The 23920-nt window shown below is 65.1% G+C and carries 22 protein-coding genes; 5 read left to right on the top strand and 17 right to left on the bottom strand.

The window, feature by feature from the left end:
* The first annotated feature begins 163 nt into the window (after positions 1–163).
* Positions 164–754 (top strand): alpha-ketoglutarate-dependent dioxygenase AlkB, encoded by a 591-nt coding sequence (locus ACFDR9_RS14805; RefSeq protein WP_017878072.1) that lies wholly within the window; start codon positions 164–166, stop codon positions 752–754.
* Positions 755–988: 234 nt separating this feature from the next.
* Positions 989–1546 (top strand): outer membrane beta-barrel protein, encoded by a 558-nt coding sequence (locus ACFDR9_RS14800; protein WP_409031462.1) that lies wholly within the window; start codon positions 989–991, stop codon positions 1544–1546.
* Positions 1547–1661: 115 nt separating this feature from the next.
* Here ACFDR9_RS14800 and ettA read toward each other — a convergent pair whose 3' ends face one another.
* From ettA to rarD, 3 genes are all read right to left on the bottom strand, one after another.
* Positions 1662–3329 (bottom strand): energy-dependent translational throttle protein EttA, encoded by a 1668-nt coding sequence (ettA, locus tag ACFDR9_RS14795; protein WP_017878070.1) that lies wholly within the window; start codon positions 3327–3329, stop codon positions 1662–1664.
* Between the two features lie 222 nt (positions 3330–3551).
* On the bottom strand, positions 3552–4517 hold the full coding sequence (locus tag ACFDR9_RS14790) for a magnesium and cobalt transport protein CorA (protein ID WP_017878069.1): 966 nt from the start codon (positions 4515–4517) through the stop codon (positions 3552–3554).
* A 97-nt stretch (positions 4518–4614) separates the two neighbouring features.
* Positions 4615–5499 carry an EamA family transporter RarD gene (gene rarD, locus ACFDR9_RS14785; protein ID WP_026133181.1) on the bottom strand — a complete coding sequence of 295 codons (885 nt, stop codon included), beginning with the start codon at positions 5497–5499 and terminating at the stop codon, positions 4615–4617.
* A 306-nt stretch (positions 5500–5805) separates the two neighbouring features.
* Here rarD and ACFDR9_RS14780 point away from each other — a divergent pair, with 306 nt between their 5' ends.
* Both ACFDR9_RS14780 and ACFDR9_RS14775 read left to right on the top strand, forming a co-directional pair.
* Positions 5806–7680, top strand: a complete 1875-nt coding sequence (locus ACFDR9_RS14780; protein WP_026133180.1) for a potassium transporter Kup — start codon at positions 5806–5808, stop codon at positions 7678–7680.
* A gap of 298 nt (positions 7681–7978) precedes the next feature.
* Positions 7979–8287: an FKBP-type peptidyl-prolyl cis-trans isomerase gene (locus ACFDR9_RS14775; protein ID WP_409031461.1), complete on the top strand. Its 309-nt coding sequence runs from the start codon at positions 7979–7981 to the stop codon at positions 8285–8287.
* Positions 8288–8447: 160 nt separating this feature from the next.
* Here the strand turns inward: ACFDR9_RS14775 and ACFDR9_RS14770 are convergent, their stop codons facing one another.
* The 10 genes from ACFDR9_RS14770 to ACFDR9_RS14725 all read right to left on the bottom strand — a co-directional run bounded on the left by ACFDR9_RS14770 (position 8448) and on the right by ACFDR9_RS14725 (position 18570).
* Positions 8448–8921 (bottom strand): GNAT family N-acetyltransferase, encoded by a 474-nt coding sequence (locus ACFDR9_RS14770; protein WP_409031460.1) that lies wholly within the window; start codon positions 8919–8921, stop codon positions 8448–8450.
* A 403-nt stretch (positions 8922–9324) separates the two neighbouring features.
* A complete protein-coding gene (locus ACFDR9_RS14765) occupies positions 9325–9915 on the bottom strand; it encodes a hypothetical protein (protein WP_409031459.1) in 591 nt (196 codons plus the stop codon).
* A 481-nt stretch (positions 9916–10396) separates the two neighbouring features.
* Positions 10397–10822, bottom strand: coding sequence for an organic hydroperoxide resistance protein (locus tag ACFDR9_RS14760; protein WP_017878061.1), 426 nt, complete (start codon positions 10820–10822; stop codon positions 10397–10399).
* A gap of 229 nt (positions 10823–11051) precedes the next feature.
* Positions 11052–12095 carry a histone deacetylase family protein gene (locus ACFDR9_RS14755; protein WP_409031458.1) on the bottom strand — a complete coding sequence of 348 codons (1044 nt, stop codon included), beginning with the start codon at positions 12093–12095 and terminating at the stop codon, positions 11052–11054.
* 18 nt (positions 12096–12113) lie between these two features.
* Positions 12114–13697, bottom strand: a complete 1584-nt coding sequence (gene gshA, locus ACFDR9_RS14750; protein WP_409031457.1) for a glutamate--cysteine ligase — start codon at positions 13695–13697, stop codon at positions 12114–12116.
* Between the two features lie 214 nt (positions 13698–13911).
* Entirely contained in the window at positions 13912–14751 is an 840-nt protein-coding gene (gene prmC / locus ACFDR9_RS14745) for a peptide chain release factor N(5)-glutamine methyltransferase (RefSeq protein WP_017878058.1), read from the bottom strand.
* Positions 14748–15218, bottom strand: coding sequence for a disulfide bond formation protein B (locus tag ACFDR9_RS14740; protein WP_017878057.1), 471 nt, complete (start codon positions 15216–15218; stop codon positions 14748–14750). Before ACFDR9_RS14740 ends, prmC begins: the two co-directional genes overlap by 4 nt.
* Before the next feature lie 137 nt (positions 15219–15355).
* On the bottom strand, positions 15356–16432 hold the full coding sequence (prfA, locus tag ACFDR9_RS14735; RefSeq protein ID WP_409031456.1) for a peptide chain release factor 1: 1077 nt from the start codon (positions 16430–16432) through the stop codon (positions 15356–15358).
* 87 nt (positions 16433–16519) lie between these two features.
* Entirely contained in the window at positions 16520–17794 is a 1275-nt protein-coding gene (gene hemA / locus ACFDR9_RS14730; RefSeq protein WP_017878055.1) for a glutamyl-tRNA reductase, read from the bottom strand.
* A gap of 86 nt (positions 17795–17880) precedes the next feature.
* Positions 17881–18570 carry a response regulator transcription factor gene (locus tag ACFDR9_RS14725; RefSeq protein WP_017878054.1) on the bottom strand — a complete coding sequence of 230 codons (690 nt, stop codon included), beginning with the start codon at positions 18568–18570 and terminating at the stop codon, positions 17881–17883.
* Positions 18571–18812: 242 nt separating this feature from the next.
* On the opposite strand from ACFDR9_RS14725, the gene ACFDR9_RS14720 reads away from it, so the two are divergent.
* The gene (locus tag ACFDR9_RS14720; protein WP_409031455.1) at positions 18813–19328 is read left to right on the top strand and encodes a hypothetical protein; all 516 of its coding nucleotides are present in this window, start codon (positions 18813–18815) and stop codon (positions 19326–19328) included.
* A 117-nt stretch (positions 19329–19445) separates the two neighbouring features.
* Here ACFDR9_RS14720 and minE read toward each other — a convergent pair whose 3' ends face one another.
* The 4 genes from minE to metE all read right to left on the bottom strand — a co-directional run bounded on the left by minE (position 19446) and on the right by metE (position 23855).
* Positions 19446–19697 (bottom strand): cell division topological specificity factor MinE, encoded by a 252-nt coding sequence (minE, locus tag ACFDR9_RS14715; RefSeq protein ID WP_017878052.1) that lies wholly within the window; start codon positions 19695–19697, stop codon positions 19446–19448.
* 1 nt (position 19698) lies between these two features.
* The gene (gene minD / locus ACFDR9_RS14710) at positions 19699–20514 is read right to left on the bottom strand and encodes a septum site-determining protein MinD (protein ID WP_026133178.1); all 816 of its coding nucleotides are present in this window, start codon (positions 20512–20514) and stop codon (positions 19699–19701) included.
* A 26-nt stretch (positions 20515–20540) separates the two neighbouring features.
* Entirely contained in the window at positions 20541–21296 is a 756-nt protein-coding gene (minC, locus tag ACFDR9_RS14705; protein ID WP_409031454.1) for a septum site-determining protein MinC, read from the bottom strand.
* Between the two features lie 222 nt (positions 21297–21518).
* Positions 21519–23855: a 5-methyltetrahydropteroyltriglutamate--homocysteine S-methyltransferase gene (gene metE, locus ACFDR9_RS14700; RefSeq protein WP_409031453.1), complete on the bottom strand. Its 2337-nt coding sequence runs from the start codon at positions 23853–23855 to the stop codon at positions 21519–21521.
* Between the last annotated feature and the right edge of the window lie 65 nt (positions 23856–23920).

The following is a 23920-nucleotide window of genomic DNA, read 5'->3' as shown; positions in this document are numbered from 1 at the left end:
CTACGCAAGCAAGGCCATGGCATGCTTGAGGTTCTGCTCCGGGCCTTCAACGGTAATCCTATCCCGCTTGCCGCATAGCGGCTGAACAGTCACGGTTTTTTTACGTTGCACGGCGCGCCGCTATGATACCGTTGCCACCACCGTTACCGCGATGTAGAGCGCCATGGATTTATTTTCCGCAAGCGATACGCTGACGCCGATTCCCATCGACGACGGCGAATTGTTTTTCCTGCACAGACTGGACCTGCCGCCCGGCGACATGCTGGCGCAACTGATCGCGCAAACCGACTGGCGCACCGAATACCTGACGCTGTGGGGCAAGCGCCACGCGCAGCCGCGCCTGACGGCCTGGCACGGCGAGGCGCGCTACCGCTATTCCGGCGTGACGCTGGAGCCGCAGCCGTTCACCCCGCTGCAATTGCTGCTGAAACGCGAGGTCGAGCGGGTCAGCGGGCGCCGCTTCAACAGCGTGCTGCTCAACTACTACCGCGACCAGCACGACAGCATGGGCTTGCATAGCGACGACGAAAGCGAGTTGGGCGCGCAGCCGGCGATCGCCTCGCTCAGCTTTGGCGCGCCGCGCATCTTCATCTTGAAACACAAGCGCCTGCCGCGGACGCTGAAACTGGCGCTGGGCGACGCCAGCCTGTTGCTGATGGCCGGCGCGACCCAGGCGAACTGGCGCCACGGCATCAACAAGCAGCGCGCCGCCTGCGGACCGCGCGTCAATCTCACATTCCGCAATATCGTCTAACGCCGTTTATCCGTGCGGTATTTCTGCCATTGTCTTCCGCTATCGTCGGCAAAAAGAACTTTTCAGCGCGCTTTAAGCGCTTACATTTGCTCACATTTCTTACGCAATGTGGACGGACTTGCATTTTTTCAGGTGCTATCTTGCACACATCGCCTTCCAAACAAAGCGAACCCAAGCAGGCCCCTCCTGAAATTTTTTGAAAGAGAAAGCACGATGAAAAAGATCTTTATTGCAATGATTGCTTCTGCGGCTGCTCTGTCGAGCGTCTCGATCGCCCACGCCGAGGGTGCCTACGTCGGCGCCGGCGTGACCGCCAGCCGTTACAAATTCGACGTGCCCAACACGTCCAGCGGCAGCGACGACAGTGGCGTCAAGGCGGCTGGTAAATTGTTCGCCGGCTACGAATTTGATAAAACCTGGGGCGTCGAAGGCGGTTACGCCGACTTCGGCAGCAAAGACTACAACTTTGTGCGCAACGGCGTGAACGGCCACATCGACTCCAAGTCGCATGGCTATTACGTGGCGGGCAAGGCGACCATGCCGGTAAACGAGCAGGTTGGCGTGTTTGGTAAATTGGGCGTGGCGCGCAACAGCGACAGCATCCACGGCACCGGCGCGGCCGCCGGCGTGGCGGACGGCGACAACAAAACCGGTCTGTACGCTTCCGTTGGCGCGCAGTACGCGATTAACAAAAACGTGTCGTTGACGGCTGAGGTGGAGCGCTTCGGCAAGAGCGCCGCGTATGGCCACAAGTCGACGGGCGTGTCGTTTGGCGCGAAGTATAACTTCTAAAAACCCAAGGCAAGGGCCGGGGTCGGACCCTTGGGGTCCGGCCCCGGCTCGGCGCCCCGGTTTTTTTTGCGTTCGCAGCTCCCTTGGGGAGCTGTTTTGTTTTCCGGGCTAACTACTAGACCGTCAGCGGCTTGTAGCGGATGCGTTTCGGCTTGGCGCCTTCTTCACCCAAACGCTTCTTCTTGTCGGCTTCGTATTCCTGATAGTTGCCGTCGAAGAAGGTCACTTGCGAATCGCTTTCGAAGGCCAGGATGTGGGTGGCGATGCGGTCGAGGAACCAACGGTCATGTGAAATGACCATCACGCTGCCGGCGAATTCCAGCAGGGCGTCTTCGAGCGCGCGCAGGGTTTCCACGTCCAGATCGTTGGACGGTTCATCGAGCAGCAGCACGTTGCCGCCCATCAGCAACGTTTTCGCCAGGTGCAGACGGCCGCGTTCGCCGCCCGACAGGTTGCCGACGATCTTTTGCTGGTCGCCGCCCTTGAAATTGAAGCGGCCCAGGTAGGCGCGCGACGGCATTTCGAAGCGGCCGACGGTGAGCATGTCGGCGCCGCCGCAGACGTCCTCGAAGACGGTCTTGGCGTCGGACAGGGAATCGCGGTTCTGGTCGACGATCGACACGCGCGCGGTCTGGCCGACCACGACGTCGCCGCTGTCCGGCTGTTCCTTGCCGGTGATCATCTTGAACAGCGTCGATTTACCGGCGCCGTTCGGGCCGATGATACCGACGATGGCGCCGGCCGGCACCGTGAACGACAGATTGTCGATCAGCAGGCGGTCGCCAAAGGCCTTCGAGACGTTCTTGAACTCGATGACTTCGTTGCCCAGGCGCTCGGCCACGGGGATGAAAATCTCCTGGGTTTCGTTGCGCTTCTGGTATTCGTGCTCGGACAACTCGTTGAAGCGGGCCAGACGGGCCTTGCTCTTGGCCTGGCGGCCCTTCGGATTCTGGCGCACCCATTCCAATTCCTTGGCGATGGTTTTCTGGCGCGAGGACTCGGTCGCCTCTTCCTGCTTCAGGCGGTTGCCCTTTTGCTCCAGCCACGAGCTGTAATTGCCCTTCCACGGAATACCGTGGCCGCGGTCTAGCTCCAAAATCCACTCGGCGGCGTTGTCGAGGAAGTAGCGGTCATGGGTGATACCCACCACGGTGCCAGGGAAGCGCAGCAGGAACTGCTCCAGCCAGTCGACCGATTCCGCGTCCAAATGGTTGGTCGGCTCGTCGAGCAGCAGCATGTCCGGCTTCGACAGCAACAGGCGGCACAGCGCGACGCGGCGCTTTTCGCCGCCCGACAACACGCCGATCTTGGCGTCCCACGGCGGCAGGCGCAGCGCGTCGGCGGCCATTTCCAGTTGCAGGTTCAGGTTGCCGCCGTCGGAGGTCGAAATGATCGCCTCCAGACGGGCCTGCTCATTGGCCAGCGCGTCGAAATCGGCGTCTTCCTCGGCGTAGGCGGCGTAGACCGCCTCCAGCTTGGCTTGCGCCTCGAACACTTCGCCCAGGCCGGACTCGACCACCTGGCGCACGGTCTGCTCGGGATCGAGCACCGGTTCCTGCGGCAGGTAGCCGATGTTCAGGCCCGGCATCGGCACGGCTTCGCCCTGGATGTCGGTGTCGATGCCCGCCATAATTTTGAGCAAGGTCGACTTGCCGGAGCCGTTCAGGCCCAGCACGCCGATCTTGGCGCCCGGGAAAAAGGACAGCGAAATATCTTTGAGGATCTGGCGCTTAGGCGGGACAATTTTGCCCACCTTGTTCATGGTATAGACGTAATTTGCCATTGGGGTTTCTCGGATGATAAACAAAGACGGACAGGATACGATAAACGCCTTGATCCAGCTAGTTCATCCGCAGCAAAGCGTGGGACCGCGGCCGGCTTTGTCCGCCCGGACTGCGGCTTGAGGCGCGGCGGCACGAAAAACCGGGTTAAGGGCGGGCAGGAGGGTATGTGTACATCGCTCACGCTGTCGGCATCGGCTTCCGGTATTGATACAGGGTTTCGTTTACAACCAGCCGGATTTTTTGAAACGATAATACAGGTATCCGCAGGTTGAAAAGACGATTGAAAGCGCTAAGGGGTAACCATATTTCCACTTCAGTTCGGGTATGTTTTCGAAGTTCATACCCCAAACCCCGACCAGGCCTGTGGCTACGGCGAAGATAGCTGCCCACGCCGCGAGGCGCTTGTTGACGTTGCTGTCGTCCAGGCTGATCATCGACAGGTTGACCTGTATAGCCGTGCTGATCGTATCGCGGATGGAGTCAATCGCCGTGTTGATGCGGTGGAGGTGGTCGTGAACGTCCCGGAAATATTCGGTTGTGTTCGCCACGATATGCGGCACGCGCCCACCGTCGAGTTTCCCGACAGCTTCCATCAGTGGCGCAACGGCGTGTTTGAACAGCACAACCTTACGCTTCAACTGGTACAACTGCTCCAGGGTGTAACGATGCGCTGGCGATTTGAATATTTGTTCCTCGATTTTCCATAGTTCGGCTTCCAGCGCATCGACCACGGGAAAGTACCTGTCGACGATGGCGTCCATCAGGGCGTAAAGGATGAAGGCGGGACCCTGACTCAGATGTTGTGTCTCGCGTTCGCAACGGGCGCGCACTTCCGCAAAGCCTCGCTGGTAGTGAGTACGATTTGACAGCAAATAGGTGTCGCCGACGAACACATCGACCTCCCCGATATGCAGTTCACCATCGATCAGCTCGACAGAGTGGATAACCACAAACAATGAGTCACCGTACTCTTCAATCTTGGGGCGTTGATGTCCCGAGCGCGCATCTTCGACAGCCAGCTCATGTAATCCAAACTCGTGCTGCATCTCGGCCAGCTCAGCTGGTTCCGCACCTCTTAAAGCGACCCACACAAAGGTATTGGGCAAAATGATGAATTCACTGATGTCCACGACCGGGATATCGGATAATTTTTTGCCGTCCTGATAGGCGACGCAATTGATAAGCATGGATTTTTTTTCCGAGTGAACAGTATTGCCGCGCAGTTTACACGCAAACGGTCCAGTGCTTTCACGGTGGCGTTCCACTGCGCCTCAGACTCCTGGCTCAGGCGGCGGGGGCGGCGCGGCGAACGTTCCACAGGCCCTCGGCGGCGTACAGCGCCAGCGCGGCCCAGATCGCCACGAAGCCGGTCATGCGCTCCGGCGTGAAGGACTCGCGGAACAGCCACACGCCCAGCAGCAACTGCATCGTCGGCGAAATATATTGCAGCAGGCCCAGCGCCGACAGCGGCAGCCGGCGCGCGCCGGCGGCGAACATCAGCAGCGGAATCGCGGTGATGGGGCCGGACGCCACCAGCAGCCAGCGGGTGGTGTCGGAGGCGCTGGTGGCGAAGGTATTCTGGCCTTGCCAGCTGAGCCAGAGCACATAGGCCAGCGCCAGCGGGAACAAAATCAGCGTTTCGAACGACAAGCCTTCGAGCGGGCCCAGCTTGGCGGTCTTGCGCAGCAAGCCATAGGCGCCGAAGGTGGCCGCCAGCGCCAGCGCGATCCACGGCATTTGCCCGGTCTGCCAGGCCAGCCAGGCCACGCCGCAGGCGGCCAGCCCGATGGCCAGCCACTGCGGGCGGCGCGGGCGCTCGTGCAACAGCAAAAAGCCCAGCATCACATTGAGCAGCGGCGTGATGAAATAACCCAGGCTGGCGTCGATGACATGGCCGTTGTTGACGGCCCAGATATAAATGAACCAGTTCCCCGACAACAAGAAGGCGCTGGCGACGAAGCCGCCGACCACCCGCGGCTGGCGCGCCAGCGGGCGCACCCAGCCCCATTGCCGGCGCACCGTCAACACGGCGCACAGGAACAACAGCGACCACAACATACGGTGTGCCAACATCTCCAGCGGCGGCACCTCGCTCAAGGCATGGAAATACAGCGGAAACAAGCCCCAGCTCAAAAACGCGAGGGCGGCGTACAACATGCCTGGATTCATAAAAACGACCGTAACAGAGCGGGTGGAGGATCATTATCGCTGAATTAGACGGACCCTGCCGGAGCCCGGCCCGGCCCAACCAACCCCGGGCTTGGGTCTCGGCATGGCGGTTTTGTTGCCCACAACTAAGGGCGGCGCCGGCTTACATGCCTACCGGACAACAACGGCGCGTCCCAACCCCCGGGTCGGGGTAGAATGGCATTCATCGAACCGGCCCCAAGCATTTTAGACCATGTCAAAATACGCTTGCTATTTACCAATGCCTATCCTATTGTGCATTGCAACAAAACAAACTCGGGTGAAACCTTGACGCAACATAAAAAAAGCGGCCTCGTCGCCCTGACGCTGGCCGCTGTCGGTATCGTCTACGGCGATATCGGCACCAGTCCTCTGTATACCCTGAAGACCGTTTTCGCCCCCGAGCATGGCTTGGCGTTGAATCCGAACAACCTGCTGGGCATCGTCTCCTTGATTTTCTGGGGTCTCAGCGTCATCGTCTCGCTCAAGTACGTCACCCTGGTGCTGCGCGCCGACAACCGCGGCGAGGGCGGCATCATGGCGCTGATGGCACTGGCGCTGTCGTCCGTGAGCAAGTCGTCGCGCTGGCATTTCCCGCTGATGCTGACCGGCGTCTTCGGCGCCACGCTGTTTTACGGCGACAGCGTGATCACCCCGGCCATTTCGGTGCTGTCGGCCATCGAAGGCCTGGAGGTGGCCACGCCGGCGCTAAAAAGCTATGTGGTGCCGCTGACCATCATCGTGCTGGTGGGGCTGTATTCGGTGCAGTCGCACGGCACCGCCGGCATCGGCCGTTTCTTCGCCCCCATCATGCTGCTGTGGTTTGGCGCGCTGGCCGGCATGGGCATCGTCAACATTGTCGACCAGCCGCAAATCCTGGCCGCGCTCAACCCTTGGCACGCCATCAGCTTCATGCTTGAGAACCGCTTTATCGCCTTCGTCGCGCTGGGCGCGGTGGTGCTGTCCTTGACCGGCGCCGAGGCGCTGTACGCCGACATGGGCCATTTCGGCAAGAAGCCGATCCGCATGGCCTGGTTCCTGATCGCCTTTCCGGCGCTGGCGCTGAACTACCTGGGGCAGGGCGGTCTGCTGCTGGCCCACCCCGAGGCGATTTCCAATCCCTTCTACAAGCAACTGGGCGCATGGAGTATCTACCCGCTGGTGGTGCTGTCGACGATGGCCACCGTGATCGCCTCGCAGGCCACCATTTCCGGCACCTTCTCGATGAGCAAGCAAGCCATTGCCTTGGGCTTTTTGCCGCGCATGCGCGTGTTGCACACCTCGGAAAGCCAGATCGGGCAAATCTACATTCCCGCCATCAACTGGCTGCAACTGGCGGTGGTGTTGCTGGCGGTGGTCGGTTTCGGCTCGTCCGAGAACCTGGCGGCGGCCTACGGCATCGCCGTCACCGCGACCATGCTGGCGACGACGATCCTGACCTTCTTCGTGATCCGCTACCGCTGGAAGATGAATTTGCTGCTGTGCTGGGCCGCGACCGGCTTTTTCCTGGCGATCGACGTGATGTTCTTTTCGGCCAGCGCGCTCAAGCTGTTCCACGGCGGCTGGTTCCCGTTGCTACTCGGTTCGATCCTGTTCATCGTCATGCTGACCTGGAACCGCGGCCGCCAACTGGTGTTCCAGAACTTGCAAAAGCACGCGATCCCGCTCGAGGACTTCCTGTCCTCGCTGTTCATCGCGCCGCCGCTGCGGGTGCCGGGCACGGCGATTTTCCTGCGCGGCGAAAGCGACGGCGTGCCGCACGCGTTGCTGCACAACCTGTCGCATAACAAGGTGCTGCACGAGCGCGTGGTGTTCCTGACGGTGTTCATGCTGGAGGAACCGTGGGTGCCGCCGGCCGAGCAGGTGCGCGTCACCGACCTGGGGCACCACTGCTACCAGGTCAGTGTGCACTACGGCTTCAAGGACGAGCCGGACATTCCGCGGGCGATGGCGCTGTGCGCGGCGCACGATCTGCTGTTCGACATGATGGAAACCTCGTTCTTCATCGCCCGCCAGACCGTCATTTCGACGCCCGGCCAGGGCATGGCGCCGTGGCGCGAGCATCTGTTCGTGACGATGTCGCGCAACGCCCGCGGCGCCGCCGACTATTACCAGATCCCGACCAACCGGGTGATCGAGCTGGGCACCCAGGTCGAGATCTAAGCGTCCCGGGCGCGACTGGCCGCCGCCCCCACGGGGGAGCGGGGCCAGTGTTGTATTCGCGCCCCGCGCTTACTTCTGCTTACATTTTGCCAACGTTTCCCCTGCTACACTCATGCGCTTGCCGGCGCACCTTCGCGACCGGCGGCCGACTATGACTAGGGGACACATGAAATCCGCACTTCGACTTATCGCCTCATTTGCCTGAGCGTTTGCGCTGACCGCCTGCGGCGGCGGCGGCGGCGATGCGCCGGCCATCGATCCAAACACCCAGCCGGCGGCGACCGCCTTCACCGATACCGTGGTCGGCACCGGGGCGGTGGCGACGGCGGCTACCACGGTCACGGTCAACTACACCGGCTGGTTGTACAACGCCAAGGCGAGCGATCTGCACGGCAGCAAATTCGACGCCGGCAGCGGTTTCCAATTCAAGCTCGGCGCCGGCCAGGTCATCTCGGGTTGGGACAAGGGCGTCGCCGGCATGAAGGTGGGCGGCAAGCGCACCTTGGTCCTGACCGCCGCGGACGGCTATGGCGCGGGCGGGCGGGGATCGATTCCGCCGAACGCCGGATTGATTTTCGACGTCGAAGTGACGGCGGTGGCGAACTAAACCCGCTCCGGCAAGGGCGAGGCCGGCGCTGCCGCTTGCTGGCAGAACAGGCGAAGACTCGGCGCGGGACCGCGCCTAAAGCAGCGCGTTTCGCTGCGGCCAACATGGTCGGATGAGGCGTTGCGCTCATCCGACCTACGACGCGCTAGCGTAACGCCATTCAGGTCGGCGACGCCGGGCGCAGCATGTCGATGTGGGCGATGCCGTCTTCGTCGTACGGCGCGCTGATGGTGGCGAAGCCGAAGCCCCGGTAGAAGCCCTCCAGGTGGTGCTGGGCGCCGATGCGGATGGCGTGGCCGGGGAATTGGCGCACGGCGCAGGCGATGCCCTGTTGCATCAGTTGCCGGCCGCTGCCGGTGCCGCGCGCCGCCGCGGCCGTCAGCACGCGGCCGATCGACATCTCGGGGTACTTCGCGCCCGGCGCCAGGCAGCGCAGGTAGGCGGCCAGCTGGCGTCGGCCGTCCCGCTGTTGCCAGCCCAGCAGGTGCCAGGCTTGCTGGTCGAGCTGGTCCAGGTCCGGATACAGGCATTGCTGTTCCAGTACGAAGACGTTTTGCCGCAGCGCCAGCGCCTGGTACAGGTCCGCGCCGCTCAGTTCCTCAAATGCCTGCCACTGCCATTGCCAATCGCTCATGCGCGCCTCCCGTCGTGTATCCAGCGGCCATTCTAAAGCACGGGCGGCTTCGTGTTGCGATAGAGGAAGTACTCAAGTAATTAGTGGCGCATAGAGGCTATTGCATTGACAGATCTGAAAAGAACCGCTGTGGCGCCTTCGAGCGAGCGCTTGAGCACGGCTTCGGCATTGAAACCGATTTGCGCGATGCCCAAGGCGGGGTGGTGATTTCACACGATATGCCCGGCGGCGGGGAAATGGCGCTGGACGCCTTCCTGGCGCTGTGCGCGCGCCATGGCGCGGCGCGGCCGCTGGCCTTGAACATCAAGGCGGACGATTTGCACGCCCAGATCGGGGCCGCGCTGGCCCGCCACGCCATCGACGACGCCTTCGTGTTCGACACGGCGCTGCCGGACGCGCTGGGCTACCTGGCGCGCGGCATGCCGAATACTACGTGGCGCCGGCGTACAGCCGGATGCTGGCGGGCGCCCGCCTGGGTTGCTACAACGTCGGCCACGACCGCGCCGGCATGTATGGCCTGGGCATCCGGAAAGACCTCGATTACTTCATGGCGCAGCAGTTTGCCCGCCTGGTGCCCCGGGACTAGCGTTCCGTGCGCGGGCGTGCGCTCTTCGCGGCCCGACATGCCGGGCGAGATCATCAGCGCGGCCAGCTCGTCGGCCTTGATGTTGGGGTTGCGCGTCAGGACGCCGTCGAAGAAAAATTGCTTGGCGAACGTGCCGGTGACGTGTTCCAGATAACGCGGCAGGCCGCGCCACACCATCGAGTCGGAGATGTCCCTGCTCATGCAGACGATGCGCCCGACCACGCCCATCATGATGAAGTCGGGCATGCTGAACATTTTCTGCATGGCGCAGTGTTCGATCAGGATGTCGCGCGAATGGCGCACCAGGCGGTTGAGTTCGGTGATGGCGTGGTCGGGACTGACGGCGACGTCGCTGCGCGGCCGGAAGACCATGGCGTCGTCGCCCAGCTTGGCGCGGATTAGCCGCAAGCCCTGCAGCGAGGCGTAATATCTCCTTGTTGTTCAGGATGACTTCGCCGAAGAAGGTACTGTCCTTGTGCGGCACGTTCTGGTCCGAGGTAGCCAGGTAGTCGAACAGGTCGCCGTTGGCCTCGAGCCACTCGTCGTCGTCGCTCCATCCGCTGTAGGCGATTTTGAAACCGTGCGCGCGGAAGACCAAGGCCAGCGTCAGGATATTGCGCTCGCAATTATAGGTCGCCATCGGCGCCTCGCGGCCATCGGCGCCGATGACGGCGCTGATGGGAAAGCTGCCGTAAGAGATGACCGGACCATGCAACAACAAGACTTTTTCGACGGCCAAGCTTTTCCATTCCTTCAATGATGAAGATAGGCGCACAAGCTGCGGCGCCCGTTCGTATTGAACGAGTGCTCCTTAAAAATAACTATAGCAGTTGACGGGGCCGGCGTCGTTGGCGCGACGCCGGCCCCGCGGGGTGTTGCTAGCGAGTGCTTACACCAGCGTCAGGGTGACGTCGACGTTGCCGCGGGTCGCGTTCGAGTACGGGCAAACGATGTGGGCGGCGGCGACCAGGGCTTCGGCGGCGGCGCGTTCCATGCCCGGCAGCGAGATTTTCAGTTCGACTTCGATGCCGAAACCGTCAGGGATCGCGCCGATGCCGACCACGCCTTCAATCGACACGTCCGCCGGTACGGCGATCTTGTCGCGGCCGCCGACGAATTTGATCGCGCCGATGAAGCAGGCGGAGTAGCCGGCCGCAAACAGTTGTTCCGGGTTGGTGCCGACCGCGCCGTTGCCGCCCAGCTCTTTCGGCGTCGTCAGCTTGACGTTCAGCACGCCATCGTCGGAGACGGCGCTGCCTTCGCGGCCACCGCTTGCCTTGGCTTGTGCGCGGTATGCTACTTGTTCGATCGACATGGTATTTTCCTATTCGTAGGTGGTTGTTTGCAATGTGTTTGTAAGTATATAGCTAACTACTATATCGCTAGCTACTTAAAGCGTGAAGCGGTAAAACGGAACTCCTTAGCCGGGCCACCTTGTTGCCGTGGCGTCCATGAACAGACTATAGATCGCGCGCTATTCAGTAGCAAGCGATTTCACAATTTTTTTACATCAGCAAGTGCGTCGGCGCGCCGGCGGGGTCCGCTCAGCCGCCGGTTTCAAAGCCTTCCAGCACGTTGACGACGTTGACGCCGATCTCCTTGACCGCGTAGCCGCCCTCGAACACGAAGGCGGTCGGCAGGCCGAGGTAGGACAGGCGCTCGCCGATGCGCAGGAAGTCGGCGCTTTGCAGCGCGAACTGCGACAGCGGGTCGCCGGCGAAGGTGTCGACGCCGAGCGAGACCACCAGCGCGTCCGGGCCGTAACTGCCCAGGCGCATGCAGGCCGTCTCCAAAGCCGCGAACCAGGCTTGCGCCGAGCTGCCGGCCGGCAACGGCAGGTTCATGTTGTAACCCAGGCCGGGGCCGGCGCCGGTTTCGTCGGCGTGGCCGAGGTAGAACGGGTATTCGCTGCGCGGGTCGGCGTGGATCGAGATGAACTGCACGTCGTCGCGCTGGTAGAAGATGCTTTGCGTGCCGTTGCCGTGGTGGTAGTCGAGATCCAGGACGGCGACGCGCCGCGCGCCGTCGTCGAGCAGGTGCTGGGCCGCCAGCGCGGCGTTGTTCAGGAAGCAGTAGCCGCCGAAGAAGTCGGCGCCGGCGTGGTGGCCGGGCGGACGCGTCAGCGCGAAGGTCGAGCGCTCGCCCAGGCGCAGCGCGTGGGCGGCGTTGACGGCGCAGTCGGCGCCGGTCTTGGCGGCGATCCAGGTGCCGGCCGTCAGCGGGGTGCCGTTGTCCATCGAATACAGGCCGAGCTTGGCGCAGAAATTGTCCGGCTCGACGTCGTCGCGCAGCGTGCGCACCGGCCACACCGACGGGAAGGCGTTCTTGCCGGCGTTGGCCGGGTCGAGCGCCAGCCAGTCGGCCCAGGCGTGGCGCAGGAAATGCAGGTAGCGCGGCGTGTGAATGCGTTCCAGCGACATCAGCGGCACGCCCTGCGGCGTGACGATGCGCCCGAGGTTGCGCCGCGCCAGCTCGGCCACCACGGCGTCGGCGCGCTCCGGCTTTTCAAAGCAGGGCACCATTTCGCCGCGGAAGATTTCAAAGCGGCCGCGGTGATGGCCGTGCGCTTCGTTGTAAAAGGTCAGCATGGGTGCTCGCCTGGCCGGTTAGCTATGCGGGCACAGCGTGCTGGCGCGGTAGGCCGCGACATAGTCGTCGAAGTTGCCGGCCGGGGTCATCTCGATGGCGGCCTGCTCGGCCAGCGAGGTCGCGGCCAGTTCGCCGAAATAGGCCTGCTCGTCGGCGCTGGGCGGATGGGCGCGGAAATAGGCGGCGTGGCGCTCGCTCTGGCGCAGGCCGAAGGCGGCGAAGGAGCCGCCGCTGGCGCGCAGCTCGGCCAGCACCTTGGCCGACGGCGTCAGGTCCGGGTCGGCCAGCTTGGCCGACTGCGCCGCCAGCGCGTCGGCGTGGGCGCCGTCGCCGCGGCGCTCGTCGAGCAGGGCCGCCACCGGGGCGATGCGTTCGAGCAGCTCGCGGCCCCAGTCCGGCAGCGCGACGTCGCCGTTTTCGCGGCGCAGCAGCAAGCCCGGCCGGCGGCCCTCCTTGACGGCGCGGGCGAAGTTCTCGGTGTAGCGCGCGCTTTGCTGCTCGGAAATCGGCGGACTCTCGTCGAGCGCGCAAAACAGCAGGAAGGCGTCGAGGAAGCGCCCGGTTTCCAGGCTGATGCCGACCGGTTCGAACGGGTCGACGTCCATGCAGCGCACTTCGATATATTGGACGCCGCGCAGGCACAGCGCCTGGATCGGCCGCTCGCCGGTGCGGATCACGCGTTTGGGGCGTATCGTCGAATAATATTCGTTTTCAATCTGTAGCACGTTGGTGCTCAGCTGTGTCCACTCGCCGTCCCGTTTGGTGCCCAGTTCGGCGTACGGCGGATAGGGCTGGTTGACGGCGCGCGTCAACGCCGCGACGTAGTCGTCGAGGCTGTTTTCGTGCGGGCGCAGGCCGGACTGGGCGTCGTTCTGGTAACCCAGGTCGCTCATGCGCAGGCTGGTCGCGTACGGCAGGTACAGGGTGTCGTCGGACAGCGCCTGCAACTTGTGCGGCGCGCCGCGCAGGAAGCCGGCCGTCAGCGCCGGCGAGGCGCCGAACAGGTACATCAGCAGCCAGCTGTAGCGGCGGAAATTGCGGATCGTCGCCAGGTAGCTCTCCGACTGGAAGGCCATCGGCGTGGCGTGCGAGCCGGCGTCGGCGGCCAGCGCGCGCCACAGCCGCTCGTCGAGCGAATAGTTGTAGTGGATGCCGGCGATGCATTGCATCGCCTTGCCGTAGCGCAGCGCCAGGCCGCGCCGGTAGACGTGCTTGAGCATGCCCAGGTTGGAGCGGCCGTACCAGGCGATGTGGATTTCCGGCTCGGCCGGCAACTGGCTCGGCATCGACTGGCTCCACAGCAGCTCGTCGCCGAGGCGGGAATAGGCGTAGCGGTGGATCTGTTCGAGCTTGGCCAGCGTGACGCCGATGTCGTGCTCGGCCGGCGTGATGAATTCCAGCAGCGCCTCGGCGTAGTCGGTGGTGATCAGCGGATGGGTCAAAGCCGAACCCAGCGGCGCCGGATGGGCGCTCGCGGCCAAATGGCCGGCGCGGTCGACGCGCAGGGTTTCCCGTTCGATGCCGCGCAAGCCGCCCGACAGCAGCGCGCGCTGCTCATCGCCGGCCAGCAGGGCCAGGCGGCGGGTCAATAGAGTCGACAATTTGATCTTCCTTTCTTGTGCAGCAAATAATTTATTTGTGCTGAGAGTAACCGAAAACCGGCAAACGCGTTGTCGGCCGCAAAAACACCTCGCCAAGCCGCGCCAATGCTGCCCCGGGCTTGACCGGCGCCGCCGGCCGGGGCCGGATCGCGCCGTTTTCCGGTCAGGGGATCGATTGCCATTCTAACAAAGGTAGCGCCGGGCGGCGCACCGTTCAGTGACGCCGCGCGCCGCTGACCCGTTCGATGCCGGCCAGGTCGCGCCAGCTTTGCACCTCGGTGTAGCCGGCCGCGGCCAGCAGCGCGCGCACCGCCGCGGCCTGGTCGTAGCCGTGCTCCATCAACAGCCAGCCGCGCGCCGCCAAATGGCGCGGCGCGCCGGCGACGAGGATGCGCAGCGCCGCCAGGCCGTCGGCGTGGTCGGTCAGCGCGCCGGCCGGTTCGAAGCGCAAATCGCCCTCGGACAAATGGCGGTCGCCGCTGGCGATGTAGGGCGGATTCGAGACGATCAGGTCGAAACGGGCGGCGCCGAGCGCGCCGAACCAGTCGCTGTCGATGAACTGCACGTCGACGCCGTTGGCGCTGGCGTTGCGCCGCGCCACCGCCAGCGCCGCCGCGCTGACGTCGAGCGCGGTGACGGCGGCGTCGGGGCGGCTGTGCGCCAGCGCGACGGCGACGGCGCCGCTGCCGGTGCCCATGTCGAGCAGGCGCGCCTGGGCCGGCATGCGTTCCAGGGCCAGCTCGACCAGCAATTCGGTGTCGGGGCGCGGAATCAGCACCGCGTCGTTGACCTCGAAGGGCAGGCCGAAGAACTCGCGCTGGCCGACGATATAGGCGATCGGCTCGCCGGCCAGGCGGCGCGCCAGCAGCGCCGACAGGCGCGCCGCCTCGTCGGCGCTGAGCGTGCGCTGCGACTGCGTAATCAGGCCGACCCTGCTCAAGCCGAGCGCGTGGCACAGCAGAATGCGGTTATCCACCGGATCGAGCGGGGGGCGCGCCTGCAACGAGGCCAGCGTGCTGCCGGCGGCGACGGTAACGGTGGCGGCCGGCGTCATTTGCGGCGCGCGAGGGTCCAGGCCAGCGCCAGCGCGAACAGCGCGAAGCAGACCAACGACCATTGCGGAATCGACAGGCCGATGAACGGCCGGGTGGCGTCTTCGCACAAACCGTCGGCCCTGAAGAGGAAGGGTAAATACTCGGCGGTGAAAATCTTGTTGAGGATGGTTTCCACCGGATCGATGCCGCAGGACAAACCGGGATGGGCCAGCACATACAAATGCTTGCCGGCCACGCCGAGGCCGCCGAGCGCGCCCAGCAGGGCGACGGCGGCGCCGGGCTTGGGCTTGCCGGTGGCGGCGCCGGCCAGACAGGCGAGGCCGACGGCGAGGAACAGATAACGCTGGATCACGCACAGCGGGCAAGGCAGCATATCCAGCGTGCCGTGCTGCAAATACAGCGCGACGCCGAGGGCGGCGAAGCAGGCGAAAGCGACGGACAACAACAGATTGCGCGAACTAATCATGGGAATTCCGGAGAGGGTTAAAAACGCGGGGGCCGACGCCGTTCATCGCCGCTGAACGGCATGGCGGCGCGGCACCGGCCATTTTCGCACAAAGCGTCGAAGCCTCGCCTTAGACCGCCCTTACACCCGGCGCGGCGTTAGTCGCCCAGGGCGGCCAGCAGTTCGGCCTGGTGTTCGGCCGCCAGCGCGTTGGTCAGGTCGCTCAGTTCGCCGTCCATGATGAAGTCGAGTTTGTAGAGCGTCAGGTTGATGCGGTGGTCGGTCATGCGCCCCTGCGGGAAGTTGTAGGTGCGGATGCGCTCGCTGCGGTCGCCCGAGCCGATCAGGCTTTTGCGCGTCGCCGCTTCCTGCGATTGCTGCGCCCGCAGTTGCACGTCCTTGATGCGCGCGGCCAGCACTTTCAAGGCCGAGGCCTTGTTTTTGTGCTGGCTGCGGTCGTCCTGGCATTCGACGACGATGCCGGTGGGCAGGTGCGTGATACGCACGGCCGAGTCGGTCTTGTTGATGTGCTGGCCGCCGGCGCCCGAGGCGCGGTAGGTGTCGATGCGCAGGTCGGCCGGGTTGATGTTGACGTCTTCGACTTCGTCCGCCTCCGGCATCACCGCCACGGTGCAGGCCGAGGTGTGGATGCGGCCCTGGGTTTCGGTGGCCGGCACGCGCTGCACGCGGTGCCCGCCGGATTCGAATTTGAGCTTGGAGTAGGCGCCGTTGCCGACCAGGCGCACGATCACTTCGCGGTAGCCGCCCAGGTCCGACTCGGACGCCGACACCACTTCGACCTGCCAGCGGTTGCGCTCGGCGAAGCGGGTGTACATGCGCAGCAGGTCGCCGGCGAACAGCGCCGATTCGTCGCCGCCGGTGCCGGCGCGGATTTCCAGGAAGATGTTGCGCTCGTCGTTGACGTCCTTCGGCAGCAGCATCGTTTGCAGTTGCTGCTCGAGTTGCGCCATGCTGGCCTTGGCCGCTTCGATTTCCTCCTGCGCGAAGTCCTTCATGTCCGGGTCGGCCAGCATCTCCTGCGCGGTGGCGATGTCGGCGCCGGCTTCCTGGTAGGAATGGTACAGCGCCACCAGCGGCCCCAGTTCGGCGTGCTCGCGCGTCATTTTGCGGTAGCTGTCCATGTTGGAGGTGGCGTCCGGGTGCATCAGCAGTTCGTCGAGTTCGACCAGGCGATTGGCCAGTTGGTCCAGCTTGGACAGCATTGATGGTTTCATAGGGCTTCGGTAAGGTGGTGGGGGAACGGCCGCGACGGGCCGCGTCGGCTCGACGCGGCCGGGCGGCCAGGCGGACGGAAGTGGCCGCTAACGCCGGCCGCGGAACAACTGCGGCAGCAGGCTCGCCAGGTGGGCCCGTTCGTCGCCTTGGGCGCGGTGCAGCGCCTGTTGCGGACCGTGCAGGAATTTCGCCGTCAAGCCCTTCGACAGCGCTTCCAGCACGGCGTCGATGTCGGCGCCCTTGGCCAGCATCTTGCGGGCGCGCTCGACTTCCAGCACGCGCATCGCCTCGCTGGTTTCGTGCAAGTCCTGGATCACCGGCACCATGGCGCGGTCGTCGACCCAGCTCATGTACGACTGCACCCGGGTTTCAATGATCGATTCGGCCTGGGCCACGGCGGCCTGGCGGCTTTCCATGCCGGTCTGCACCACCTTGCCGAGGTCGTCGACGGTATACAGGAAGACGTCGTTGAGGCGCCCGACCTCGGACTCGATGTCGCGCGGCACCGCCAGGTCGACCATGAAGATCGGCTTGTGGCGGCGCGCCTTGATGGCCCGCTCGACCAGGCCCAGGCCGATCAGCGGCAGCGACGAGGCGGTGCAGGAGATGACGATGTCGAACTGCGCCAGTTTCTCCGGCAGCTCGGCGAGGCGGATGGCGCGGCCGTTGAAGCGGTGCGCCAGCGCCTCGCCGCGCTCCATGGTGCGGTTGGCAATGGTGATGCTGTTCGGGTTGTGCGCCGCGAAATGCGTCGCGCACAATTCGATCATTTCGCCGGCGCCGATGAACAGCACGTTTTGTTCGGCGATCTTGTCGAAGATGCGCTGCGACAGGCGCACCGCGGCGGCCGCCATCGAGACGCTGTGGGCGCCGATTTCGGTGGTGCTGCGCACTTCCTTGGCGACCGAGAAGCTGCGCTGGAACAACTGGTGCAGATAGGTGCCCAGGCCGCCGGCCGCCTCGGCGGTGCGGATGGCGTCCTTGATCTGGCCGAGGATCTGGGTTTCGCCCAGCACCATCGAGTCCAGCCCGGAGGCGACGCGGAAGGTGTGGCGCACGGCGTCGTGCTGCGGCAGCATGTACAGGTGCGGGCGCAGCTCGGCGTAGTTGAGCTTGTGGTAGTCGGCCAGGAAGTGGGCGCCGGCGTCGAGCGGCTGCGGGGCGTGGCTGGCCGCGTACAGCTCGGTGCGGTTGCAGGTCGACAAAATCGCCGCCTCGCCGTCGGCGCGCGCGTCGATGCGCTCGAACCAGGCGCGCGCCGCCCCGACCGCCTGACCCAATTGCTCAGGCGCGAACGCCAGTTGTTCGCGCAGCGACACTGGGGCGGTGGTGTGGTTGAGGCCGACGGCGAGCAGTTGCATTTCGGGCTTAGGTGGGATCGGAGTACGCATATTATAACGCGCGCGGCCGCCAGGGCGTCGGCGCCGGCCCGGCGTCGGACGACGACCTACGACACCAGCTTTTCGAGGCGGTAGCCGTAGCTGTACACCGGCGCCAGGCGGTAGCCGTTTTCCGGCTTCAGATGGAGTTTGTTGCGCACGCGCGAGATGTGGGTGTCCATCGTCCGCGAGGGCACGGCGGTGTCGCGCAGCCAGACCGCCTCGTGGATGTAGGCGCGCGACAGCGGCCGGCCGAGGTTGCGGAACAGCAGCAGGGCCAGCGCGAATTCCTTGTGCGTCAGGTCCAGCGCGGCGCCGTTCATCAACAGCCGTCCGGGCCGGGTCTCGAACACGTAGGGGCCGAATTGCAGTTGCTCGGCGCCGTTCTGGGCCGGGTAGGCGCGCCGCAGCAGCGCCTGGGTGCGCACCACCAGCTCGTTGCGCCGCAGCGGCTTGAGCATGTAGTCGTCGGCGCCGGCGGCCATGCCGGCGACGATGTCGTCCTCGCCGGCGGCGTCGCTGAGGAACATCAGCGGCGCCTTGCTCGGCAGCTTTTCGCGGACCCGGCGCAACACTTCGGCGCCGTCCATGTCGGCCACCCGCCAATTTAAAATCAGCATGTCGTAGCTGTCCTTGCGCAGTTGCGCCAGCAGGTCGCGGGCGTTCTGGAAGCCCTGGCAGGCGTGGCCGACCGAGTTCAGTACCTGGCAGATCAGGTCGGCCTGGCCGGTGTCGTTATCTAGTACGACTATTCTCATGGTCTCGAAGGGCGGGGCGATAAACGGGTCGGATGCCGGGTCGGATACCGCTTATCGACATGGTTATTCATGGTCTACTTTTGGTCAATTTTAAATATACCAGAGATTGGCTTACTCCCCGGATATTATCGGCGCGCGGCGCGGCGCCCACGCACCGCTGCGGGGCGTGTGCGGGGCGCGCCGGATTCCGCGCTACACTGGCAATACCGGCAAGGCTGGGCCGGCGGAATCGAAGGAGCACCATGGATACGACTAAGAGCGCAGGCAAGGATACCGACTGGACCCTGATGCCGGGCAGTGCGAAGGACATCGAGCAAGTGCGCGAGCGTTGCCGGCGCCTGGTGCGGCGGCGCGCGGCGATATCGGCCGGCGTCTCGGCGGTGCCGATCCCCGGCGTCGACGTCGTCTCGGACCTGGGCCTGTTCACGCTGTTGATCAACGATATCAACCAGGAGTTCGGCCTGACGCCCGAGCAAATCGAGCGCCTGCAGCCGAAATACAAGCTGATCGCCTACGAGGCGGCGATCGGCGTCGGCGGCATGCTGGTCGGCAAGCTGGTGACGCGCGAGCTGGTGTTAATGCTGCTCAAACGCACCGGCATCAAAATACTCGTCAAGCAGGCCGCGCGGCTGGTGCCGCTGGCCGGTCAACTGGTCTCGGCGGCGATCGGCTTCACGGTGTTCCGGCAGATCGGCTACCAGCACGTGGAGGCCTGCGCGACGGTGGCGCAGGAACTGCTGGTGGCGCGCCGGACCTAAAAAACCAAGACGCAAGCCCGGGGCCGGACCCTCGGGGTCCGGCCTTCCCGCCTTGGCGCCGGCGCTTTGCCCTTGCTTGGCTGGCAGCGCCGCCGGCCCGCTGGTTTCACGGCGCGCTTACGCGTCCGGCAGCACCACGTTCACGTCCAGCACTTCCAGGTTGCCCTGGCGGTCGAGCGAGATCTTGATGTCTTCCGCGTTCACCTTGGTGTACTTGGAAATGACTTCGATCAACTCCTTGTGCAGCGCCGGCAGGAAGTCCGGGCCGCCGCGGCCGCTGCGCTCGCGCGCGATGATGATCTGCAGCCGTTCCTTGGCCGCCGTGGCCGTTTTGGGCTTCGAAGGGAAGAGAAATGAAAGCAAGGCCATGTCACTTTACCCCAAAGATGCGCTGCAGCAGACCGGGCTTTTCGTAGGTGGTGAAGCGCAGTTCGAGCTCTTGCCCGAGGAAGCGCGAGACCACGTCTTCGTAAGCTTCGGCCACGTCGGTGCCCTTGAAATGGATCGCCGGGTTGCCCTGGTTGGAGGCCGCCAGCACCGATTCCGATTCCGGGATGATGCCGATCAGCGGGATGCGCAGGATTTCCTGCACGTCCTGGTAGGACAGCATTTCGTCGGACTCGACCCGTTTCGGCGAGTAGCGCGTGATTAACAGGTGTTCCTTGACCGGCTCGCCGCCGGTTTGCGCGCGGCGCGACTTGGCCTGGATGATGCCCAGGATGCGGTCCGAATCGCGCACCGACGACACTTCCGGGTTGGTGACGATGATCGCTTCGTCGGCGAAGGTCAGCGCCATCAGCGCGCCGTGCTCGATGCCGGCCGGCGAGTCGCAGATGATGAATTCGAAGCCCATGTTGATCAGGTCGTTGAGCACGCGCTCGACGCCGTCTTCCGACAGCGCGTCCTTGTCGCGCGTTTGCGAGGCCGGCAGGATGAACAGGTTGTCGCAGTGCTTGTCCTTGATCAGGGCCTGGTTCAGCGACGCTTCGCCGTTGATCACGTTGATCAGGTCGTAGACCACGCGCCGTTCGCAGCCCATGATCAGGTCGAGGTTGCGCAGGCCGACGTCGAAGTCGAGCACGGCGGTCTTGTGGCCGCGCAGGGCCAAGCCGGTCGCGAAACTGGCGCTTGAGGTGGTTTTGCCCACTCCGCCCTTGCCGGACGTTACAACAATAATTCTTGCCACAAAAAATCCTTTTTAGATGTCTAAGCTTAAGAGCGGGTTGCTGGGCTGACAGATAGTATATCGATTCGGTCGCCGACCAAGCTGATTTGCGTCGGCTGGCGCGCCAGCTCGGGCGGATAACCGTCCTCGAAGGTGCGGTAGACGCCGGCGATGGAGACCAGTTCGGGCGCCATCGACAGCGCGAAGATGCGCGCGGCGGCGTTGCCGGAGGCGCCGGCCAGCGCGCGCCCGTGCAGCGCCGCGTAGACGTGGATGCTGCCGTCGGCGATGATTTCGGCGCCGTTGTTGACGACGGCGGTGATGATCAGGTCGCAGCCGCGCGCGTAGATGCGCTGGCCGGCGCGCACCGGGGTGTCGATGATCATGGCGGCGGGGCTGGCGACGGCGCCGGCCGCCGGCGTCGGCGCGGGCGCGGGCGGGGGCGGCGCGGCGAGCGGCGCGGCGGGCTCGTCGCGCGGGCCGCTGCCGCTATCCAGGCTCAGGCCGAGCGCCAGGATGGCGTCGCCCATTTCCGGCGTGGCGCCGCGCACCGCGACCGGGTTCAGGCGGTACTGCCTGAGCAGGGCGATCAGGCCGGCCCAGTCGATGGCGCCGCCGTCCGGCGCCATCGCGCCGACGTCGATGACGGCCAGGTCGCCCTCGAAGAAGTCGCAGACGCCGCCGGTCATCGCGCGCAGGGCGGCGTCCAGCTCGCCGGCGTCGGCCGTGTGCAGGATGGCGGAAACCGCGACAACGGTGGAGATCTTGATTTCGATGGGCTTCGGGGACGGGCTTTTGGACATAGTGGTGAGTTGAATGGGCCTGCGACAGGCGGTGTTTCAAAGGTCATGCCGGGGGCGCGGGCGCGCCGGCGAAGTTGTTGCATTTTACTTGAAAATTTTCGCAAAAAGGGCCGACGCGGCGTGCGATGTGCCCGTCCCACGCAAAAAGCCGGGGCGGCGCGCCGTTTACGCGGCGCGCGGCCCCGGCGACATGCCGCCGGGCGGGTATTAGTTGGCGCTCACTTACATTGCGCGCATTTGCCGTGCGGCATCTACCATGTTGGCCAGCGCGGTTTCGGTCTCGGCCCAGGCCCGCGTTTTCAAGCCGCAATCGGGGTTCACCCACAGGTGCGCCGGCGGGATCACGGCGCTGGCTTTTTGCAACAGGCGCACCATCTCGGCCGCGCTCGGCACCCGCGGCGAGTGGATGTCGTAGACGCCGGGGCCGATCTGGTTCGGGTAGGCGAACTGGCCGAAGCCGCGCAGCAACTCCATGTCGGAGCGGCTGGTTTCAATGGTGATGACGTCGGCGTCCATCGCGGCGATCTGCGGCAGGATGTCGTTGAACTCGGCGTAACACATGTGGGTGTGGATCTGGGTGGCGTCGGCGGCCACGCCGGCGGCCACGCGGAAGGCCCGGGTGGCCCAGTCGAGGTAGCCGTGCCACTGGCCGCGGCGCAGCGGCAAACCTTCGCGCATGGCCGGCTCGTCGATCTGGATCACGCCGATGCCGGCCTGTTCCAGGTCGGCCACCTCGTCGCGGATCGCCAGCGCGATTTGCAGCGCGGTGTCGGCGCGCGGCTGGTCGTCGCGCACGAACGACCATTGCAGCATCGTCACCGGGCCGGTCAGCATGCCCTTCATCGGCTTGGCGGTCAGGCTTTGCGCGTGCACGGTCCAGGCCAGCGTCATCGGCCGCGGCCGGGCGACGTCGCCGTAGATCACCGGCGGCTTGACGCAGCGCGAGCCGTACGACTGCACCCAGCCCTGGCCGGTGAAGGCGAAACCGTCGAGTTGCTCGCCGAAGTACTCGACCATGTCGTTGCGCTCGGCCTCGCCGTGCACCAGCACGTCCAGCCCCAGCGCCTCCTGGCGTCGCACGGCGTCGGCGATTTCGGCGCGCATGCGGCTGTCGTAATCCTGGCGGCTGAGTTCGCCGCGCTTGAAGGCGGCGCGGGCGGCGCGGATCGCCGCCGTCTGCGGGAACGAGCCGATGGTCGTGGTCGGGAAGGACGGCAGGCGCAGGCGCGCCTGTTGCGCGCCCTGGCGCTGCGCGAAGGCGGACTGGCGCTGGTCGGCGCGCGGCGCCAGCGCGCGCAGGCGGGCGGCGACGTCGGCGCGGTGCACGCGGGCGCTGGCGCGGCGCCCGGCCACGGCGGCGCGGCCGGCGTCCATGGCGAACCCGGGCGCGCCGGCCGGGTCGGCGCCGTCCAGCGCGCCCTTGAGCAGCGCCAGTTCGGCCAGTTTTTCGGTGGCGAAGGCCAGCCAGGACTGGATTTCCGGGTCCAGCCGGGTTTCCGCCGCCAGGCTGAACGGCACGTGCAGCAGCGAGCAGGACGGCGCCAGCCACAGCGCGCCGCCGCGCTTGGCCAGCAGCGGCGTGAGCGCGGCCAGCGCCGCGTCGAGGTCGCTGCGCCAGACGTTGCGGCCGTCGACGATGCCGATCGACAGCACCTTGTGGGCGGGCAGCCAGTCGCACACGCTGACCAGCTCGTGGGCGGCGCGCACGCCGTCGACATGCAGGCCGGCCACCGGCAGGCGGCAGGCCAGGCTGAGGTTTTCCTCCAGCGGCGCGAAGTAGGTCGCCAGCAGTAGCTTGACGCCGACCTGGTTCAACTGCCAGTAGCTGCTTTCAAAAGCGGCGCGCCAGGCCGGCGGCAGGTCGAGTCCGAGGATGGGCTCGTCTATTTGCACCCACTCGACGTTGACTTGTTTGAGGCGGTCGAGCAGGGCGCCGTACACCGGCAGCAATTGTTGCAGCAGCGACAGGCGCTCGAAGCCGGGCGCGCCGCGTTCCTTGCCCAGCCACAGGAAGGTCAGCGGCCCCAGCACGACGGCCTTGACGGCGTGGCCCAGCGCCTGCGCCTCGGCCACCTCGGCGAACAGGCGCTCGCAGGCCAGCGAGAACCGGGTTTCCGGCGTGAACTCGGGCACCAGGTAGTGGTAATTGGTGTCGAACCACTTCGTCATTTCCAGCGCGTGGCTGGCGCCGTGCCGGTGCTCGGCGGCGCCGCAGCCGGCGTCGCAGGCGCCACCGTCGCCGCCGCCATCACCGCGTGCCATCGCGAAGTAGCGCGCCAGCGGCGCCTGGGCGGCGTCGAAGCCGAAGCGCGCCGGTTCGCAGCCGAGCAGCTGGATGTGGTTGGCGACCTGGTCGTAGAAGGCGAAGTCGCCGACGCTGACCCAGTCCAGGCCGGCTTCTTGTTGCAGCGCCCAGTGGCGCGCGCGCAGTTGGCGGCCGACCGCTTCCAGGCCGTCGACGCTGAGTTCGCCGCGCCAATGCTGTTCCAGCGCCACTTTCAATTCGCGGTTGGCGCCGATGCGCGGGAAGCCGAGGGTATGGGTATTGATCGTAGTCATGGTGTCATTGAGATTTAATATTGGTGGGCTAGAGTGTGCGGTAAACTGCTCTATAATCAAAACGA

Source organism: Janthinobacterium sp. CG_23.3 (genome assembly GCF_046115965.1).
Taxonomy (GTDB): Bacteria; Pseudomonadota; Gammaproteobacteria; order Burkholderiales; family Burkholderiaceae_D; genus Janthinobacterium.
This window is presented reverse-complemented; position numbering and strand designations above follow the sequence as displayed.

Coding starts and splice junctions, on each gene's coding strand:
- ACFDR9_RS14755 (WP_409031458.1), bottom strand. CDS start 12,095: ATGCTGACCTTTTACAACGAAGCGCACGGCCATCACCGCGGCCGCTTT.
- prmC (WP_017878058.1), bottom strand. CDS start 14,751: ATGACGCCGGCCGCCACCGTTACCGTCGCCGCCGGCAGCACGCTGGCC.
- hemA (WP_017878055.1), bottom strand. CDS start 17,794: ATGCAACTGCTCGCCGTCGGCCTCAACCACACCACCGCCCCAGTGTCG.
- ACFDR9_RS14740 (WP_017878057.1), bottom strand. CDS start 15,218: ATGATTAGTTCGCGCAATCTGTTGTTGTCCGTCGCTTTCGCCTGCTTC.
- ACFDR9_RS14800 (WP_409031462.1), top strand. CDS start 989: ATGATTGCTTCTGCGGCTGCTCTGTCGAGCGTCTCGATCGCCCACGCC.
- metE (WP_409031453.1), bottom strand. CDS start 23,855: ATGACTACGATCAATACCCATACCCTCGGCTTCCCGCGCATCGGCGCC.
- ACFDR9_RS14790 (WP_017878069.1), bottom strand. CDS start 4,517: ATGCTTATCAATTGCGTCGCCTATCAGGACGGCAAAAAATTATCCGAT.
- minE (WP_017878052.1), bottom strand. CDS start 19,697: ATGGCCTTGCTTTCATTTCTCTTCCCTTCGAAGCCCAAAACGGCCACG.
- minC (WP_409031454.1), bottom strand. CDS start 21,296: ATGTCCAAAAGCCCGTCCCCGAAGCCCATCGAAATCAAGATCTCCACC.
- ACFDR9_RS14805 (WP_017878072.1), top strand. CDS start 164: ATGGATTTATTTTCCGCAAGCGATACGCTGACGCCGATTCCCATCGAC.
- rarD (WP_026133181.1), bottom strand. CDS start 5,499: ATGAATCCAGGCATGTTGTACGCCGCCCTCGCGTTTTTGAGCTGGGGC.
- ACFDR9_RS14770 (WP_409031460.1), bottom strand. CDS start 8,921: ATGAGCGATTGGCAATGGCAGTGGCAGGCATTTGAGGAACTGAGCGGC.
- ettA (WP_017878070.1), bottom strand. CDS start 3,329: ATGGCAAATTACGTCTATACCATGAACAAGGTGGGCAAAATTGTCCCG.
- ACFDR9_RS14720 (WP_409031455.1), top strand. CDS start 18,813: ATGGATACGACTAAGAGCGCAGGCAAGGATACCGACTGGACCCTGATG.
- prfA (WP_409031456.1), bottom strand. CDS start 16,432: ATGAAACCATCAATGCTGTCCAAGCTGGACCAACTGGCCAATCGCCTG.
- ACFDR9_RS14760 (WP_017878061.1), bottom strand. CDS start 10,822: ATGTCGATCGAACAAGTAGCATACCGCGCACAAGCCAAGGCAAGCGGT.
- ACFDR9_RS14725 (WP_017878054.1), bottom strand. CDS start 18,570: ATGAGAATAGTCGTACTAGATAACGACACCGGCCAGGCCGACCTGATC.